The following is a 15653-nucleotide window of genomic DNA, read 5'->3' as shown; positions in this document are numbered from 1 at the left end:
CATGCGCCCTCGTTGTTGTTTACGAAATTTAGTTCTTCTAGGACTTAACATGGGTCGTTAATGTAGTGGTTTAACTTAAAGGGTCTTAATTATTCTTCGTTAGAACGGTCTTCAAATTGTTGGGGTCGCCGTTTCTTCCTCGGAGTGGGGGCAGGAGCTGCCATGGCGGCTTCTTCTTGTCCTGGAATAATCTCTCCTTTGAATACCCAGACTTTGACCCCTAAAATACCGTAAATGGTTTGGGCTGTCCGATAGGCATAATCGATATCGGCTCTGAGGGTATGTAAAGGCACTCGTCCTTCTCTCACCCATTCGGTTCGGGCAATTTCAGCCCCGTTTAACCGGCCACCCACTTGAATTTTGATGCCTTTAACTTCAGCCCGTTGGGCCCGTTGAATGGCCTGACGAACGACTCGACGAAAGGACACCCGTCGTTCGAGTTGTTGGGTAATATATTCGGCAATCAGAGCCGCATCAGCATCAACTCGTGACACTTCAATCACGTTGATGCGGATTTGACGATTTTCACCGAGGGTTTGCTGTAACCCGGTTCTTAACTGTTCGATGCCGCTGCCCCCTCTTCCCACTACCACACCGGGTCTAGCGGTGTGAATGGCGAGGTCAATTTGATCGGCTTTTCTTTCAATGCGAATATCGGCAATTCCCGCGTTACTGAGATTTTTTTCAACATACTGCCGAATGGCTAAATCTTCTTGTAATAGTTCCGGATAGCGTCTTTTGTCGGCGTACCAACAGGATTTATGCTCTTTGGTAACGCCGAGACGGAAACCAATTGGATGTATTTTTTGTCCCATATTTTTCCTGAGTGTTTAAGGTCGTTAGTTGTCTTCTACTTGGGGCGCGACGGCGATGGTAATGTGACAGGTGGGTTTACGAATTTGATAGGCCCGTCCCTGGGCTCTGGGTCGATACCGTCTTAAACTCGGTCCTCCGTCTGCGTAAGCTTTACTAACGACTAGGGTGCTTGGCTCAAGTCCTTGATTATGTTCGGCGTTGGCTACGGCGGAGCGCAGTAGTTTTAAAATGGGATCACAGGCTCGATAGGGCATAAATTCAAGGATAATTAAGGCTTCCGATAGGAGCGGCCTCTAATTTGATCTAAGACCCGTCTGACCTTTGAGGGGGACATCCGAATATAACGAGCGACGGCTTTGGCTTCTGTGGTTGTATCAACTGCCATGATGTTTGTGTCTATCTGTAACTTGTTATTAGAACAGGGAAGGAATTATCTTCTTGTTGCTTCCTGTTTGACGATGGTTATCGTCGAGCTTTTTTATCCCCTTTAGAGTGTCCTCTAAAGGTTCGGGTGGGGGCAAATTCTCCGAGTTTATGACCGACCATTTGTTCGGAGATAAAAATAGGAACGTGCTGTTTCCCGTTATGGACAGCGATGGTGTGACCAATCATGGCAGGGATGATGGTAGAAGCTCTAGACCAGGTTTTAATCACCTGTTTATCTCCTTTTTCGTTGAGCTTTTCAATTTTGCTCAGGAGACTATCTGCAATAAAAGGGCCTTTTTTTAAGGAGCGACTCATAATAGTTTCAACTTACTCTATGGTTTTAACGGCGACGGCGTACAATCAGCCGAGAACTGGCTTTTTTCTTATTTCGGGTTTTTGCCCCTAAGGCTGGTTTACCCCAAGGGGTCATCGGTCCGCTTCTTCCCACCGGGGCGCGGCCTTCTCCTCCGCCGTGGGGGTGATCCACGGGGTTCATGACGCTACCTCTAACATGGGGTCTGCGTCCTAAATGACGGGTTCTGCCTGCTTTTCCGAGTTTGATGTTGCGAGCTTCGGTGTTACCAACGCGACCAATGGTGGCGTAGCATTCTTTACGCACCATGCGGACTTCTTTGGAGGGAAGTCTGAGGGTAACATAGTCCCCTTCTTTCGCCACGACTTGAGCCGCTGCCCCGGCAGCCCGTACCATTTGACCGCCTTTGCCGGCCACTAATTCGATGTTATGAACTTCTGTACCTAAGGGAATTTTAGACAGGGGCAAGGCGTTGCCGACTTCAAAGGGGGAATCTTCCCCTGAGACCACTTCTGCGCCGACTGTAATGCCAGCCGGGGCTAGAATATAGCGTTTTTCTCCATCTTGGTAAAATAATAGAGCAATTCTGGCGTTACGGTTGGGATCATATTCGATGGCTGCTACTTTGGCAGGAACCCCATATTTATCCCGTTTAAAGTCCACAATGCGATACAACCGCTTATGTCCGCCGCCCCGATGACGACTGGTAATCACGCCTCGGTTATTGCGGCCTTTTTTATTGTGTTTGTAGGTGGTTAGTGATTTTTCCGGCTTTCGTTTGGTAATGTCCGCGAAATCTGAGACAGATGCCTGTCTGGTTCCGGGAGTGTATGGCCGATAAGTACGAATACCCATGATTATCTTTTAGGTTTGGTCTGCTAATGAGTCGTTGGCTGATGCTTTGAAGATCCGCGACTTCTGTGTTTATCTATTTGACGGATAACGTTATACGTCGGGGAAGAGATTAATGCTATCTCCTTCTTCTAGGGTAACGATCGCCCGTTTATAGTGGGGTTTATGACCGATAAATCGGCCTACACGACGCTTTTTCCGAGGGGGCTTAATGGTGTTTACCCCGGTTACTTTGACATCAAATAAACTTTCGATCGCTGCTTTAATTTCTGGTTTGGTGGCTTTGGGTAGCACATCAAACACATATTTATTCTGTTCTAGCAGTAGGGTTGCTTTTTCGGTAATAATGGGCTTAATTACTAAATCTGCTAGGTCACGGGGATTATATTCAGTCATTGTAAACCTCCTGAATTTTGGTTAAGGCTTCGGAGGTAATGACGATTTTATCAGCATCGAGCAAATCATAAACATTGAGACTATCTGCTCTCAAAATCTTGACAAAACAAATATTTCTGGCTGATAAATAAATATTTTCATCTGTCTCTACCAGTACCAAAGCCACTTTTTGGGTTGGTTCTACACCCCAACGGGTTAAGGCTGAAGCGAGTTCTTTTGTTTTAGGTTGAGGGAGTTGCTCGGCGAAATTTTCTACCACTATCATGTCTTCAACGCGACTGCCGATAGCGGTTCTCAGGGCTAACCGTCTTTCTTTCCGGTTCATCTTGAGACTAAAGTCTCTGGGTTTGGGTCCAAAAATGACCCCACCGCCTCGCCACAGGGGAGAACGGATCGATCCGGCTCTAGCTCGACCGGTTCCTTTTTGTCTCCAGGGTTTACGGCCACCCCCTCTAACTTCGGAGCGGGTTTTGGTCGAAGCTGTCCCTTGACGAGCATTGGCTAAATGACGGACAACGGCGCGGTGTAATAGATGGGATGCGCTTTCTTCTTTGGCCACTTTTAATTCTAGGGTAGCTTGGCCGACTTCTTCCCCTTGCCAGTTTTTAACGTTACAATCAACCATTTTTTTTGATTCGTTTCTCGTTTACTTATGGGTCAGTCAATTTTATTTACCGACGGTTTTGGCCGGGGTAATATTTACAAGACCCCCTGGTTTACCGGGAACGGCTCCTTTAATGAGTAGCAAGTTGCGTTCTGGGTCTACTTTGACGACTTGTAAATGACGGGTGGTGGTTTTCACTGCACCATATTGACCGGCCATTTTTTTCCCTGGATAAACCCGTCCTGGGGTGGTTCCTGCGCCGGTTGACCCGGGTAAACGATGGTTTTTAGACCCGTGAGTCATGGAGCCTCGTTTGAAGTTATGGCGTTTCTGATAGCCAGCAAACCCTCGTCCCATAGAGGTTCCAGCAATGTCAACTAAGTCCCCTACATTAAAAATGTCGGCTTTGACGGCTTCTCCTAATGTATAAGAAGCGGTGTCTTCTACCCGATACTCTTTAAGATGACGTAAAGGAGACGCTTCTGCTTTTTTTAAATGTCCCAACTCTGGTTTGGTTAGGTTTTTTTCTCTAACTTCTAAATAGCCGATTTGGATGGCACTATAACCATCGGTTTCGGCGGTTTTAATTTGTGTAATGGTACATGGACCCGCTTGCACAACGGTGACAGGAATGGCCAGGCCAGATTCCTCCTCGAAGATTTGGGTCATACCGAGTTTGGTTCCAAGAAGACCAACAGCCACGGTTTTTTCCTCTATAGGCTAGACAACATTATTTAGGGAGATTACTCACCCTAAAAGCGCGAGATAGTGTTTCCTCGCTTGTTTTTATGAATACGCACTAATTGCACATTAGGCGATTTCAGTATAGACAGTTAACGATAGATTTAACCTGTTTTTGATAACGGGTTAAGTTGTTTGGGCCGTGACTCTCCAAGACTTAAAGCTTAGTCTCTTCAGTATCTTGAAGCGGCTTGCTTCGGTTACGTTGAGCCAAGGTCTATTAATTAGCTTTTGGCCACGATCAAACATTGTATATGATATTAAGTATAAAAAGCAAGGGCTAAGCTGATTTTTTTATCTTCGTTTCGCTCCTGGGTGTAGGGTTTGGGGTGTGGTAACGCTTAATCCTCTACACCCTACAAGATGTTACGGTTGTCTGATTGAAGGAACTTCTTCAAAAGACTGGGTTGTGGTTTGACTCTCCTTAGGAAAGAGAGCATAGCCTAAAATGCTTACAGTTAAGACCAAAGCAGCTATTATTTCTATTTTTGCCCAAAGGGTCATCAAGCGTAAGGTGTTATTAACAATTTTATTCATGATCAGTGCTTAATTTTTCCTCTATTATAGAAGCTAGACTCAGCTATTTTTGAGAATACTATGATCATCGCTCTACATATTGCCCCATCTTAATCGTCCGTACCAAAAAAGAATTAATAATGCTAAGGCTAACCAATCGCCTCGAATTAAACGTAATTGGTGCCATTCAACTCGGTGTTGATTGGGACTTAGAAAACCCCTAATTTCCATAGCGATCGCAATTTCTTCAGCCCGCATTAAAAGATTTTCTAATAATTTTTCTACCACCACTAACCAAACTTGTAAACTTCTTTTGATGCCTAATTTTTTCCAATTAATTGCTCTAGTCCGAATGGAACGAATTAAATTTTGCACTTCTTCTAATACTAAAGAAATAAACCGCAAAGATAAAGTTAAGGTTAATAAAATTTCAGTAACCGGAATATTAAAACGACGCAAGGGAGATAATAAATCATCTAATCCTGCGGTAATTTCTTCGGGAGCAGTGGTTAACAAATATAAGTTTGTGCTATAGATTAATATAAAAATTAAGGTGCTAATTCTTATTCCTAATTCTAGAGAACGACGGGTGATAAATAACCGACCTTCATCCACTAAAACATAATTATAATCTGTGGGTTGAGGTAAAGATAAATTGTTAGCAGGTAGTCGCGGTTGGGAAGTCACAGCTAACCCATCGGGGGATAATGTTGTAATAATAAGTATGAGTAAGGTTAAAATTAATAACCATCCCATTTGTTGTTTCCAGACTCTTAAAGGAATTTGAGCAATTAAGGTCAAAAACATCAAAATTCCTACTAAGATTAATCGCCATTCTGGATTAGATAAAATAGGGGCTAAAAGAAAGGATAATAACCAAGCTAATTTAACTCTGGGATCAAGTTTATGTAACCAGGTAAAAGGGTTTTCTAGGTAAAGTCCAATGGGAAGCGATCGCAATAAATCCATAATTTATAATTAGTTTAATTTTGGCTAAATTTTAAGTGTTAACTTTAATTATCTCATAAGAAGTGAGGGTCTTGTTTATTCGTATAATGAGGTTACTAACTTAGGGTTTAGACAGCATTCATAAAACCATCTCTTATGAAAAGATTTTATCAGAAAAGTTTACAGTTTGTTGGCTTATTATTATTCCTATTTTGGGGAACCATTGCTTGTCATGATGATGTGAAGATGAAGCGATGGCAACCTCTGGCACAAGATCCTTTGATTGAGGTCTATTTTAACTTAAATCACGCTAAATCGGCCGATTATCGTGATCCTTATCGTAATATTGATCGCCCTGGGGATAATCTAGAACAAATTATTATTAATAGTATCAATTCTGCTCAATCTACCATTGATATTGCTGTCCAAGAATTTCGTCTTCCTAATATTGCCAAAGCGTTAGTTAAACAAGCAGAAAAAGGAGTAACAGTTCGTGTTATTTTAGAAAATACTTATCATCAATCTCTTAGTGATTTTACTCCCGAAAGGGTTAATCAGATGACAATAAGGGAAAAACAAAGATATGATGGTTATTTCCAATTTATTGATCTTAATAATGACAATGAAATTAGCTCTGAAGAACTGAATACAAGGGATGCACTAACTATTTTAAATCAAGGTAATATTCCCATCATTGATGATACGGAAGATGGGTCTAAAGGAACGGGTTTAATGCACCATAAATTTGTTATCATTGATGGTCAGATAGTGATTGTTACTTCAGCTAATTTTACCTTAAGTGGAATTCATGGAGATTTTAATAACAATGAAACGAGAGGAAATGCTAATAATTTACTCAAAATTAAATCATCAGAATTAGCGACTATTTTTCAAGAAGAATTTGACTTAATGTGGGGGGATGGTAAAGGGGGAAAAAAAGATAGTAGATTTGGTATTAATAAAGTCAAAAGATTTCCTAAAAGTATTAAGATAGGACAATCTGAAGTGATGGTTAAATTTTCTCCGAATTCTTCAAAAGATGATTGGCCAATTACGACTAATGGACTAATTGGTAACGTACTAAATCAAGGAAAACAATCCATTAATTTAGCTTTATTTGTCTTTAGTGATCAACAAATTGCTAACTCCTTGGAAAATAAAAATAATCAAGGAATAAATATTAAAGCGTTAATTGATCCAGAATTTGCTTTTCGTTATTATAGTGAAGGGTTAGATATGTTAGGGGTTGCTTTAAGCAATAATTGTAAGTACGAAATGGATAATCAACCCTGGCAAAAAAAGATTAACACAGTTGGGTTTGCTAACCTTCCTCAAGGAGACAAATTACATCACAAATTTGCTATTGTTGATGATAATATAGTTATTACAGGTTCTCATAATTGGTCAGCCTCAGCTAACTATCAAAATGATGAGACGTTATTAGTGATTGAAAATCCTGTTATTACTGCTCATTATCAACAAGAATTTGATAGATTATACAATAATTCCAGTTTAGGTATTCCCGAAAATATTAATAGTAAAATTGAGGCAGATATTAAAAATTGTCCTAAATTATTAACGCCAACATCAACGGGAATTATTAATTTAAATACGGCAAGTTTAGACGAATTAGAAACATTACCAGGAATTGGTGAATCCTTGGCAGAAAGAATTATTGAGAGTCGTCAAATTCAACCTTTCACTTCTGTAGAAGATTTAACAAGGGTAAAAGGAATTGGAAACAGTAAGATAAAAGAATTAGAAGGAAAAGTAAGTTGGTGAGATTCCTCGTTCCTTGGAATGACAATTAAAATTCTAATTTATGTTTGCACTGTTTCAATAACTTGCATTTTTACGCCCCCTTGAGGACTCATGGTAAACCCTCGTCTCACAGGTAAAATAGGCTGAGAGTCAACTAATTTTAACTTAACCTGTTTCAAGACGGTTGCTAAAACTAATTTCATCTCATATAATGCTAATGCGTAACCCAAACAGCGACGGTTACTGCCACCAAAAGGTATAAATTCGTAGGGAGAAAATTGACGATCTAAAAAGCGTTCAGGTTGAAATTGTTTGGAGTTGGGATAAACATCAGGGTGATGATGAACTAAATAAATACAAGGGGCCAAAGACATTCCTTTATCTAAAGAATAACCCATAAATTCCCAGGACGTTTTCAGGGTTCGACTAAAGGTAAATAAGGCAATAGGATAAATCCTTAAGGTTTCAGAAACCACGGCATTTAAATAGGGAAGTTTGGCAATTTCCATCGGATCAGTATCAACATCAATCGTATCTAATTCATCTTGGAGATTATGATAAATTTCAGGATGAAAATGAATCCAATAAAATGCCCAAGCTAATGCCGAAGCGGTGGTTTCATGACCAGCAAATAATAGAGTCATCAACTCACTCATCACTTCACTTTTAGTCAGATGTTCCCCTTCTTCATCAGTTACGGATAACAATAAACTTAGAATATCTTCACCATCTTTTGTGGTTGCCCGTTTATCAATTTCTTGACTGAGTAACTCATATACCTTATCTCTTTGATCAATAAAATTTCCCCAAGGTGTCCAGGTTCCCCAGTTTTGCTGTAAAACAGGAAGAAACAAAGTAGAGGTATATAAAGGAGAATTGAACAAGTCTAAATAGCAACTTAATTCCTGTCTTAATGACTGATAGTTGTCCCCTTGAGTAATGCCGAAGACTGCTTGAAGAATGACACTCAAGGTAATTTCTTGAGTCACTTCTCTCATGGAAAAAATGTCTTTTTTTTGCCAACTATTGAGTATGGCCTGAGTAATATTGGTAATAATTTCTCCGTAAGTTTGTAACCGTTGACCATGAAACGATGGCATTAATAACTTACGTCTTTTTTTATGGGGTTCCCCATCTAATTGTAAAATAGATTGACTACCTAATAAAGGTTGAAAGGCAGCATTAGAAGTGCCAGAGTTAAACAAATCAGGATCAGCCGTGAATAAAGCTTCAATTCCTTCTGGGTTACCAACTACAATAAAAGGAGGGAAACTAGAAAAAGCAGGAGAATAATAAATATCGCCGTAGCGATTGCGGTATGTTTCTAAAGTTGGTAAGGGACGAAAAATGAGATTTAAAATCCCTTTTAACCCATAACGTTTAATTCCCTGGGGAAAAGCTAAATTATTACTTTTTTCAGCTTTAATGGTTGCTGTCATCCGAGTTGTCCTCACGTTTAAATCTTGTTTTATCGTTTATTCTTTTTATCGACTCAAGATGGTTAGGGAACAGGGAACAAACAGTATAGAGGAGCATATGATTATCAATATAACAAAAAAAAAGAAAGCCTGCATCAGCAAGCTTTCGTAAATTGTTGTCGATTAAGACTAGGTAAATTGTACTTATCGAACCGTTCCCCGTAAGGCTTCAGCATCAATGGGTTTGATTAAATAAATACGCAGTAAATCTCCGACAATTCCTGCAATTAAAGGCAGTTTACGCAAGGTTTTAACGAATTTAGGAGCGTTGCTTTCTCCTATTTCTTTCATCTTTAAATTACGTTGAGAACACCGTTGTAAACGGGGATAAAATTCAGGATGGTCTACGTCTAAGACACTAGGAAATGCTCTGGCGGAGGTTTCGTTTGTTTTACGAATAACCTCTTTATCAAATTCTGTAGCATTTAAGCCTAAAGACTCATAAAAACTAGCTCTTTCATGAACCGTTAAGGTATGGGTTGCAAACACAGATAAGAGGAAAAAACGACTCCATAACCGTGCTTTCCAGGTTTTCCAAAGTTTAGGTTGAGACCTTAATAAAGCGGTGAAAATATCGCCGTGACGGTTCTCATCTTGACACCAGTTTTCAAATTTTTTGAAAATAGGATAAAATTGTTTTTCTGGATGTTTTTCCAAGTGGTGGAAAATGATAATATAACGCCAGTAACCGATTTTTTCAGAGAGATAAACGGTGTAAATTACCCATTCTAGAGGGAAAAAGGTATAGGTACGGGTTTTAGTGACTTTTCCTAAATCTAAAGATAGGTTAAAGTCGGCCATGGCTTTGTTTAAAAACCCTGCATGACGGGCTTCATCCCGTGCCATTAAATGAAACATTTCTGATAAAATGGGGTTACGGCCTTTGAGTTTTCTAGACAATTCTTTGAAGAGTAAAAAGCCAGAAAATTCAGAAATACAAGACCGTTCTAAATACTCAATAAAACCTTCTCTGGTGGTTTCATCTAAATGATCCCAGTTACCGGTTTTAAATTCTTCATCTCTAACAAAATGATGACGGTTGTAGTCGTTACGCATTTCCGTCAACATGGCGTTTAACTCGGTTTCCTGTTCCGTTAAAGAAAGGTTGGCCGCGGTTTCAAAGTCTGTAATATAAAAGCGAGGAGTGAGGAGGGTTTCTTTTGAAGGGGCTTTTGTTCCTGATTTGGGCTGATCGGGTTTAACAGGAGTCTTAACCATAACCATTCCTATATAACTGGATAGTTATATCATCCGATGTCGAGGTAATTTTGTCTATGGTTGTTCGCAAAAGTTTAAACTTTCACCAAATCTCACTTAAATCTAAAATAAACTCAGGTAACACCGCTTCTCCTGAGAGGGTTTGAGGTTGATTTAAAATCTCTTTTTTTTGTCCTAATCGATAGATTTCTACTGTTTTGCTTGATGGTTCGATTAACCAACCTAATTTAACCCCATTCTCTATATATTCCTGCATATTTGCTTGTAAATCAGAGTATCTTTGATTTTTGAGATCACTAGGACTGACTAACTCGATAACAAAATCAGGGGAAAGAGGGGGAAAACCGTCTTGTTGTGCTGTGGTTAATTGATTCCATCGTTCTAATTTAATCCAACTGACATCAGGACTTCTTCTGGCACCATTTGGCAAGATAAAAACGGTAGAAGAGTCAAAGACTTCTCCTGTTTGCGCTACATCCGCCCAATTTCTAAGTTGTTGAATTAAACGGCTATTTTTGCGGCCTGCGGTTCCACCCGTGGGACTCATAATAATTAATTCTCCCTCTTTTGTTAACTCTATTCGGGTTAATTGTTCGGCAGAAGCAAGCAGCTCAAATTGTTCTGGAGTTATTCTAAATCCTTTGGGAATGGTGATAGTTTCCATATTTTAGATAAAAACTGATTTCTTTACTCAATATTATAGAAAATGACTAACTTTTTGAATTAAATTGATGTAAGGCAACTGTATAATGTCTCAGTTTTTCTTCATCTACCTCGAAGTCGCTCAAAAAATTAGGAACTTTTACTGTTCCATTTTTTGCCAGACATTTATAAGTAACAATATCATCAATGTAGTCATTTGTGTTTAAGGCCGCAGGATAAATAAACTTATCTAAAGTCGCAAGAGAAAGATTAAAAAATGCTCCGATAGATGATTCTAACATTCCTCCACACCAAAGACCAATATTATTTTTTTGACATAAATCATGTATTTTTTTTGCTTTTGTAAGTCCCCCAACTCTTCCCGGTTTAAGATTAATAATTTTACAAGCATTTGTTTTAATGACTTTGCGAGTATCGTCTAAAGATAAAATACTTTCATCAAGACAAATAGGGGTTTTAATCTGTTGTTGAAGTTCTGCATGATCAATAATATCGTCCCATCCTAAAGGCTGTTCTATCATCATTAAATTAAAGTTATCTAAGGTTTTTAATGTGTCAATATCTTTTAAAGTGTAAGCAGCGTTTGCATCAACCATTAAAGGAATAGTAGGGAACTGATTTCTGATAATTTCTAAGGGTTTAATATCCGAATCTGGTTTTATTTTTAGTTTAATTCTTTTGTAACCTTGTTCAATTTTTAAACTAATTTCTTCTAATAGCTTATTTTTATCTTTGGTAATGCCTACTGCTCCACCTATTTGAATGGGTTGGTTAGTTCCTCCTAATAATTGATACAAAGGAGTTTTTAGTTTTTGCGAATATAAATCCCATAACGCAGTTTCTACTGCATATTTAGCAAAATTATAACCCTTAATATGAGATAATAATTGATTAATTTCACTAGGATGGTTAATATTTTTGTCAATAATTTTAGGAATAATTAAGTCTTTTAAAACAATATATGAAGTGTCAGTATATTCTGGTAAATAGAAAGGAAACGGTAAGGTTGATGCTTCACCATAACCCGATAAATCAGAAGTTGATAGTTTAACGATGATACTTCTTTTTTGATTCATTTTACCATAGCTACTTTGATAGCTTTTGATGAAAGGTAATTCAAATAAAAAAAGTTCTGCTCTTTCAATGATCATGAATAATTAACTATTTAATTGATAAAATATCTTTTATTTTTTCTAAGGTTAGATTAACATATTTTTGAGTAATTGGTGATAATTCTTCACTAAAATTAAAGTTGATGGCAGGAACTAACAGCCAATAAGCTGTAGGTGATTTTTGATAAATAGCTTGAGTTAAAGATAATAATTGTTCGGGGTTATTATGATGAGCTAAATTATTAGTTTTGTTATTAGTATTAATCGTTTTTATTTGAAGATTGGCTGTATTGATATCTTTGATAGGTATAGCATCTATAAAAAGAATAGTATCAGCTTGGGCTATTATTTCAGCTAAATCTGGGGTGAGTTGATGAACAGCAAGAGAAGTTAAATTATTATAGTCCCATTGTTTAATCATTTCTGCTATTTTGTAACCGACTCCATCATCTCCTCTTAGGGTATTTCCATAACCAATAATTAACGTTTTCGAGTTTTTTATGTTTGATTCTTTGCCCATTAATGTTAGATTTCCGACAATTTAATTAGAAAAAAATCATCTATCATTATTCACCATATATGGTAACAACGATTTCGCGTTGACGAGGTTTGATATCACATTCTAAATGAAAAATTTGTTGCCAAGTTCCTAATTTTAACTTACCATTTGTGATAGGTACTGTCATGGATGGTCCTAAAAGGGTTGCTTGTAAATGAGAGTGTCCATTCCCATCATGCCAAGTTTTTTCATGTCCATATTCTCGACTGGGAGGAATTAATTTGTTGAGAAATTCTGGTAAATCTTTCTGCAAACCTGGCTCAAATTCAATGGCTCCAATAACTCCTGTACTTCCTATATTAAAAATATTGACCATCCCAGTCGTAACTTTAGCTTTTTTGACAATTAAAGCAACGGACTCGGTTAAATCGTGTAAATCTCCATTGTCTTGGGTAGAAAGTTTAATAGTTTCTTGATAAATCATTATTATATTGTTAGTAACAGTTAAAAAAATCTATAGAGAGGTTAGAACAAATAATTAACTATATTCTAGTCAATTATATGATCCAAAGTCAAGTAATTTAGGGTAAAAATCAAATTATTTTATAATATGATAAAATAAAATTTTGAGAAATAATTAAGATAAAATATGAATAAACTACCATCAGAATCCATTGTAACTCACCCAGACTTTATGGTTTATCCCATGACAAGAGAGGAAGCTAATTTAACCTTTACTTGGGCAGAATCTGAAGGTTGGAATCCAGGTAATAATGACGCTCACAATTATTATACTCTAGATCCTGATGGATTTTTGATCGGAAAATTAGACGGTGTTCCTGTTAGTTGTATTTCAGTAGTTAGGTATAATCCTAACTTTAACTTTATAGGAATGTACATTGTTAAGCCAGAATTTCGTCATCAAGGATATGGCTTAAAAACATTTCAAGAAGCGGTTAAGTTACTGGATAATAAACCTGCTGCTTTAGATGCTGTTTTTCAACAAGTTGATAACTATAAAAAATGGGGATTTAACGTAGATCACCTACATTTACGCTATGGAGGAGTCATTCAAGGACACATTTCTCAAGATATTATTGATCTTACTAAAGTTAATTTTGATCAACTATGTGCTTACGATAGTCAATATTTTCCGGCTCATCGTTCTGTATTTCTTGAAAGCTGGTTCAAACAACCCAATCGTCAAGGATATGCTGTTATTCAAGACAATAAAATTTTAGGATATGGGGTCATCAGAAAGTCTGCTGAAGGATTTAAAATTGCTCCTTTATTTTCCGAGAATAAAGAAACAGCAGAAAAACTATTATTAGCTTTATCCACTTATGCTAATAATGATAATGTTTATATTGATGTTCCTGATCTTAATAGAGAAGCTATCCAATTAGTTCAAGGATATCAAATGAAATTGTTATTTGAATGTGTGAGAATGTATACTCATCAACCACCTTTATTAAATTGGAATAATATTTTTGGTGTAACCAGTCTAGAAATTGGTTAAAGATACAGCATTTTTTCTCAGCCGAGGATCAGATTATGCTAGGATTTAATGCGATCGCTTAGTTTATACTTAATCTGCAAAAAATCGATCTCATCTTATTTTAAATATTTTTTTCAACCTTTATCTAGACTATGAATGTTAATAAAAACTACTTAATTAGTTTTATTTTTTTACTTTATATTCCTCAATTTCCAGAAATCAAAAATTATTTTAATGGGTTCAATCCCATTGCTATTATTAATCCTCAACCGAGACAAAAAAGCTATACAGCAACGGCTCAATTTTGGGGAAGATTAGCAACAGGGGTTAAACAACCGGGTACTGTTACTTTATATCCTAAGCAAGAAAATCGTTTGCTAGTTATTATTATTTTACCCCAAAACTGTGGGCGATTTTTTGAGATTCATAATCAGAAAATAAAGAAAGTAACTTATAATTGTTCTGAACAAGAAAAAGACGAATCGGCTGATTATACTAACTGGAAAGTCGAGCATAATGGTTTAACCAAAGAGGTTAAAATGATTTCCCCTGCTGCTCCTAATAACCCTTTATATGTTAGAAATGAGGCGTTTTGGTTGATTGAGTATTAACTTTAAACTTACCAAAAAGTTATACCAATTTCTTAAACTAGGGGTCAACGGCCGTTGACCCCTACAATATAGACATCTGTAGTCTAAGTTGATAAAAATGATATTATTATCAGTCTCGACAAACCTCATCTAATAAGTCACCATTGGAACTAAATAATTGAATCTGCAAAGGCATTTGTCCGGCTGCATGAGTCGAACAACTTAAACAGGGGTCATAACAGCGAATTCCGGCTTCTACACGGTTTAACATTCCCTCTGTCATGGCGTTTCCGTTAACATAATGTTTGGCTATTTGTGCAATGGTTTGATTCATGGCTAAGTTATTATTTCCCGTGGCAATAATTAGGTTGACTTTCTTAATTAAGCCGTTTTCATCAACATTATAATGGTGGAAAAGAGTCCCCTAGGTGCTTCACTAACCCCTATCCCTTCTAAGTTATTAATGCCTGCTTTAGCACGGGTATGTTTTGATAAGAGATCAGGATCATTAACTAACCGTTCAATGCGTTCTAAACAACCAATAATTTCGACTAATCTGGCATAATGATAAAAGAAAGAAGACGTGGCCACACCACCAGCGCGATCGCGAAATTCTTGTAATTCTTGATCGGCTTTTTCTGTGCCAAACTGAGAGCAAATATTGAGTCTAGCTAAAGGTCCAACGCGATAAATTCCTTGGGTATATCCTAACGGTTTATAGTAGGGAAATTTGAGATAAGACCACTTTTCTACTGACTCTCCAATAAAGTCTTGATAATCTTCTTCTTTTAAATTATCAGCAACAATATTTCCTTGACTATCAGTAAAGCGAATATGTCCCTCATAATGTTCCCAAAGTCCGCCCTCTCCAACTAACCCCATAAACAAAGAAGGAAAGTCACCAAATGTTTTAACTTCTGTTTCAAATCTATCAAGAAGTCCTTTAAATAAACTAAGGGCATTATTAGCGGTTTCATACGCTTCTGGAAGTCTTTCTTTAATCCATTGTTGACTCTCTTCTGCTAAAGGGGATCTCACTCCTCCAGGTACAGACCAGGCTGCATGAATTTTTTTTGCGCCTAAAAGTTCAATTATTGTCTGTCCAAATTGTCTTAAACGAATACCACTTTTAGCTAATTCTGGATCAGATGCTATCAGCCCAAAAATATTTCTTTTGGCAGGATCACTGTCCCATCCTAATAAGAAATCTGGACTACTGAGG

17 protein-coding genes and 2 pseudogenes are annotated in these 15653 nt (G+C 37.5%); 3 read left to right on the top strand and 16 right to left on the bottom strand.

The window, feature by feature from the left end; genetic code table 11:
• Positions 1-89: 89 nt before the first annotated feature.
• The 9 genes and pseudogenes from rpsC to C4E06_RS15385 form a co-directional block, all read right to left on the bottom strand.
• Complete coding sequence (gene rpsC / locus C4E06_RS15420) at positions 90-815, bottom strand: 30S ribosomal protein S3 (RefSeq protein ID WP_107668880.1); 726 nt, start codon at positions 813-815, stop codon at positions 90-92.
• Between the two features lie 24 nt (positions 816-839).
• A pseudogene (gene rplV, locus C4E06_RS15415) lies at positions 840-1201 on the bottom strand (50S ribosomal protein L22).
• Positions 1202-1278: 77 nt separating this feature from the next.
• A complete protein-coding gene (gene rpsS / locus C4E06_RS15410) occupies positions 1279-1557 on the bottom strand; it encodes a 30S ribosomal protein S19 (protein WP_107668879.1) in 279 nt (92 codons plus the stop codon).
• 25 nt (positions 1558-1582) lie between these two features.
• Positions 1583-2410: a 50S ribosomal protein L2 gene (gene rplB / locus C4E06_RS15405; protein ID WP_107668878.1), complete on the bottom strand. Its 828-nt coding sequence runs from the start codon at positions 2408-2410 to the stop codon at positions 1583-1585.
• A 90-nt stretch (positions 2411-2500) separates the two neighbouring features.
• Entirely contained in the window at positions 2501-2803 is a 303-nt protein-coding gene (locus tag C4E06_RS15400; RefSeq protein WP_107668877.1) for a 50S ribosomal protein L23, read from the bottom strand.
• Positions 2796-3428 carry a 50S ribosomal protein L4 gene (gene rplD / locus C4E06_RS15395; RefSeq protein WP_107668876.1) on the bottom strand — a complete coding sequence of 211 codons (633 nt, stop codon included), beginning with the start codon at positions 3426-3428 and terminating at the stop codon, positions 2796-2798. The genes C4E06_RS15400 and rplD overlap by 8 nt, the downstream gene beginning before the upstream one ends.
• Before the next feature lie 42 nt (positions 3429-3470).
• On the bottom strand, positions 3471-4109 hold the full coding sequence (gene rplC, locus C4E06_RS15390) for a 50S ribosomal protein L3 (RefSeq protein ID WP_107668875.1): 639 nt from the start codon (positions 4107-4109) through the stop codon (positions 3471-3473).
• A gap of 405 nt (positions 4110-4514) precedes the next feature.
• Entirely contained in the window at positions 4515-4685 is a 171-nt protein-coding gene (locus C4E06_RS28005; protein WP_198648715.1) for a hypothetical protein, read from the bottom strand.
• Between the two features lie 72 nt (positions 4686-4757).
• Positions 4758-5633, bottom strand: a complete 876-nt coding sequence (locus tag C4E06_RS15385) for an energy-coupling factor transporter transmembrane protein EcfT (RefSeq protein ID WP_107668874.1) — start codon at positions 5631-5633, stop codon at positions 4758-4760.
• Positions 5634-5768: 135 nt separating this feature from the next.
• Between C4E06_RS15385 and C4E06_RS15380 the strand changes: the two genes are divergently transcribed.
• Positions 5769-7394 (top strand): DUF655 domain-containing protein, encoded by a 1626-nt coding sequence (locus C4E06_RS15380; protein WP_107668873.1) that lies wholly within the window; start codon positions 5769-5771, stop codon positions 7392-7394.
• Between the two features lie 38 nt (positions 7395-7432).
• On the opposite strand, the gene C4E06_RS15375 is transcribed toward C4E06_RS15380, so the two are convergent.
• From C4E06_RS15375 to C4E06_RS15350, 6 genes are all read right to left on the bottom strand, one after another.
• Positions 7433-8812: a cytochrome P450 gene (locus C4E06_RS15375; RefSeq protein WP_107668872.1), complete on the bottom strand. Its 1380-nt coding sequence runs from the start codon at positions 8810-8812 to the stop codon at positions 7433-7435.
• 183 nt (positions 8813-8995) lie between these two features.
• Positions 8996-10069, bottom strand: coding sequence for a magnesium-protoporphyrin IX monomethyl ester (oxidative) cyclase (gene acsF / locus C4E06_RS15370; protein ID WP_107668871.1), 1074 nt, complete (start codon positions 10067-10069; stop codon positions 8996-8998).
• Between the two features lie 82 nt (positions 10070-10151).
• A complete protein-coding gene (locus C4E06_RS15365) occupies positions 10152-10733 on the bottom strand; it encodes a Uma2 family endonuclease (protein WP_107668870.1) in 582 nt (193 codons plus the stop codon).
• 46 nt (positions 10734-10779) lie between these two features.
• Positions 10780-11883 carry an o-succinylbenzoate synthase gene (gene menC, locus C4E06_RS15360; RefSeq protein ID WP_107668869.1) on the bottom strand — a complete coding sequence of 368 codons (1104 nt, stop codon included), beginning with the start codon at positions 11881-11883 and terminating at the stop codon, positions 10780-10782.
• A gap of 10 nt (positions 11884-11893) precedes the next feature.
• Positions 11894-12364 carry a hydrogenase maturation protease gene (locus C4E06_RS15355; RefSeq protein ID WP_107668868.1) on the bottom strand — a complete coding sequence of 157 codons (471 nt, stop codon included), beginning with the start codon at positions 12362-12364 and terminating at the stop codon, positions 11894-11896.
• Between the two features lie 46 nt (positions 12365-12410).
• Positions 12411-12827, bottom strand: a complete 417-nt coding sequence (locus C4E06_RS15350; protein WP_107668867.1) for a secondary thiamine-phosphate synthase enzyme YjbQ — start codon at positions 12825-12827, stop codon at positions 12411-12413.
• 165 nt (positions 12828-12992) lie between these two features.
• Between C4E06_RS15350 and C4E06_RS15345 the strand changes: the two genes are divergently transcribed.
• Together C4E06_RS15345 and C4E06_RS15340 are read left to right on the top strand one after the other, a co-directional pair.
• On the top strand, positions 12993-13862 hold the full coding sequence (locus C4E06_RS15345) for a GNAT family N-acetyltransferase (RefSeq protein WP_107668866.1): 870 nt from the start codon (positions 12993-12995) through the stop codon (positions 13860-13862).
• 131 nt (positions 13863-13993) lie between these two features.
• Positions 13994-14452: a hypothetical protein gene (locus C4E06_RS15340; protein ID WP_107668865.1), complete on the top strand. Its 459-nt coding sequence runs from the start codon at positions 13994-13996 to the stop codon at positions 14450-14452.
• A 109-nt stretch (positions 14453-14561) separates the two neighbouring features.
• Here the strand turns inward: C4E06_RS15340 and C4E06_RS15335 are convergent.
• Positions 14562-15653 (bottom strand): annotated as a pseudogene (locus tag C4E06_RS15335) (Ni/Fe hydrogenase subunit alpha); the annotation flags it as partial.

The organism is Cyanothece sp. BG0011 (genome assembly GCF_003013815.1).
Lineage (GTDB): Bacteria > Cyanobacteriota > Cyanobacteriia > Cyanobacteriales > Microcystaceae > Crocosphaera.
Note: the sequence above shows the minus strand (reverse complement) of the source record. Positions and strands in the feature narration are given on the sequence as shown.

Bases quoted from the DNA above. Each gene is read 5' to 3' on its own strand.
- rpsC (WP_107668880.1), bottom strand. From the start codon at position 815: ATGGGACAAAAAATACATCCAATTGGTTTCCGTCTCGGCGTTACCAAA.
- rpsS (WP_107668879.1), bottom strand. From the start codon at position 1,557: ATGAGTCGCTCCTTAAAAAAAGGCCCTTTTATTGCAGATAGTCTCCTG.
- rplB (WP_107668878.1), bottom strand. From the start codon at position 2,410: ATGGGTATTCGTACTTATCGGCCATACACTCCCGGAACCAGACAGGCA.
- C4E06_RS15400 (WP_107668877.1), bottom strand. From the start codon at position 2,803: ATGACTGAATATAATCCCCGTGACCTAGCAGATTTAGTAATTAAGCCC.
- rplD (WP_107668876.1), bottom strand. From the start codon at position 3,428: ATGGTTGATTGTAACGTTAAAAACTGGCAAGGGGAAGAAGTCGGCCAA.
- C4E06_RS28005 (WP_198648715.1), bottom strand. From the start codon at position 4,685: ATGAATAAAATTGTTAATAACACCTTACGCTTGATGACCCTTTGGGCA.
- C4E06_RS15385 (WP_107668874.1), bottom strand. From the start codon at position 5,633: ATGGATTTATTGCGATCGCTTCCCATTGGACTTTACCTAGAAAACCCT.
- C4E06_RS15380 (WP_107668873.1), top strand. From the start codon at position 5,769: ATGAAAAGATTTTATCAGAAAAGTTTACAGTTTGTTGGCTTATTATTA.
- C4E06_RS15375 (WP_107668872.1), bottom strand. From the start codon at position 8,812: ATGACAGCAACCATTAAAGCTGAAAAAAGTAATAATTTAGCTTTTCCC.
- acsF (WP_107668871.1), bottom strand. From the start codon at position 10,069: ATGGTTAAGACTCCTGTTAAACCCGATCAGCCCAAATCAGGAACAAAA.
- C4E06_RS15365 (WP_107668870.1), bottom strand. From the start codon at position 10,733: ATGGAAACTATCACCATTCCCAAAGGATTTAGAATAACTCCAGAACAA.
- menC (WP_107668869.1), bottom strand. From the start codon at position 11,883: ATGATCATTGAAAGAGCAGAACTTTTTTTATTTGAATTACCTTTCATC.
- C4E06_RS15355 (WP_107668868.1), bottom strand. From the start codon at position 12,364: ATGGGCAAAGAATCAAACATAAAAAACTCGAAAACGTTAATTATTGGT.
- C4E06_RS15350 (WP_107668867.1), bottom strand. From the start codon at position 12,827: ATGATTTATCAAGAAACTATTAAACTTTCTACCCAAGACAATGGAGAT.
- C4E06_RS15345 (WP_107668866.1), top strand. From the start codon at position 12,993: ATGAATAAACTACCATCAGAATCCATTGTAACTCACCCAGACTTTATG.
- C4E06_RS15340 (WP_107668865.1), top strand. From the start codon at position 13,994: ATGAATGTTAATAAAAACTACTTAATTAGTTTTATTTTTTTACTTTAT.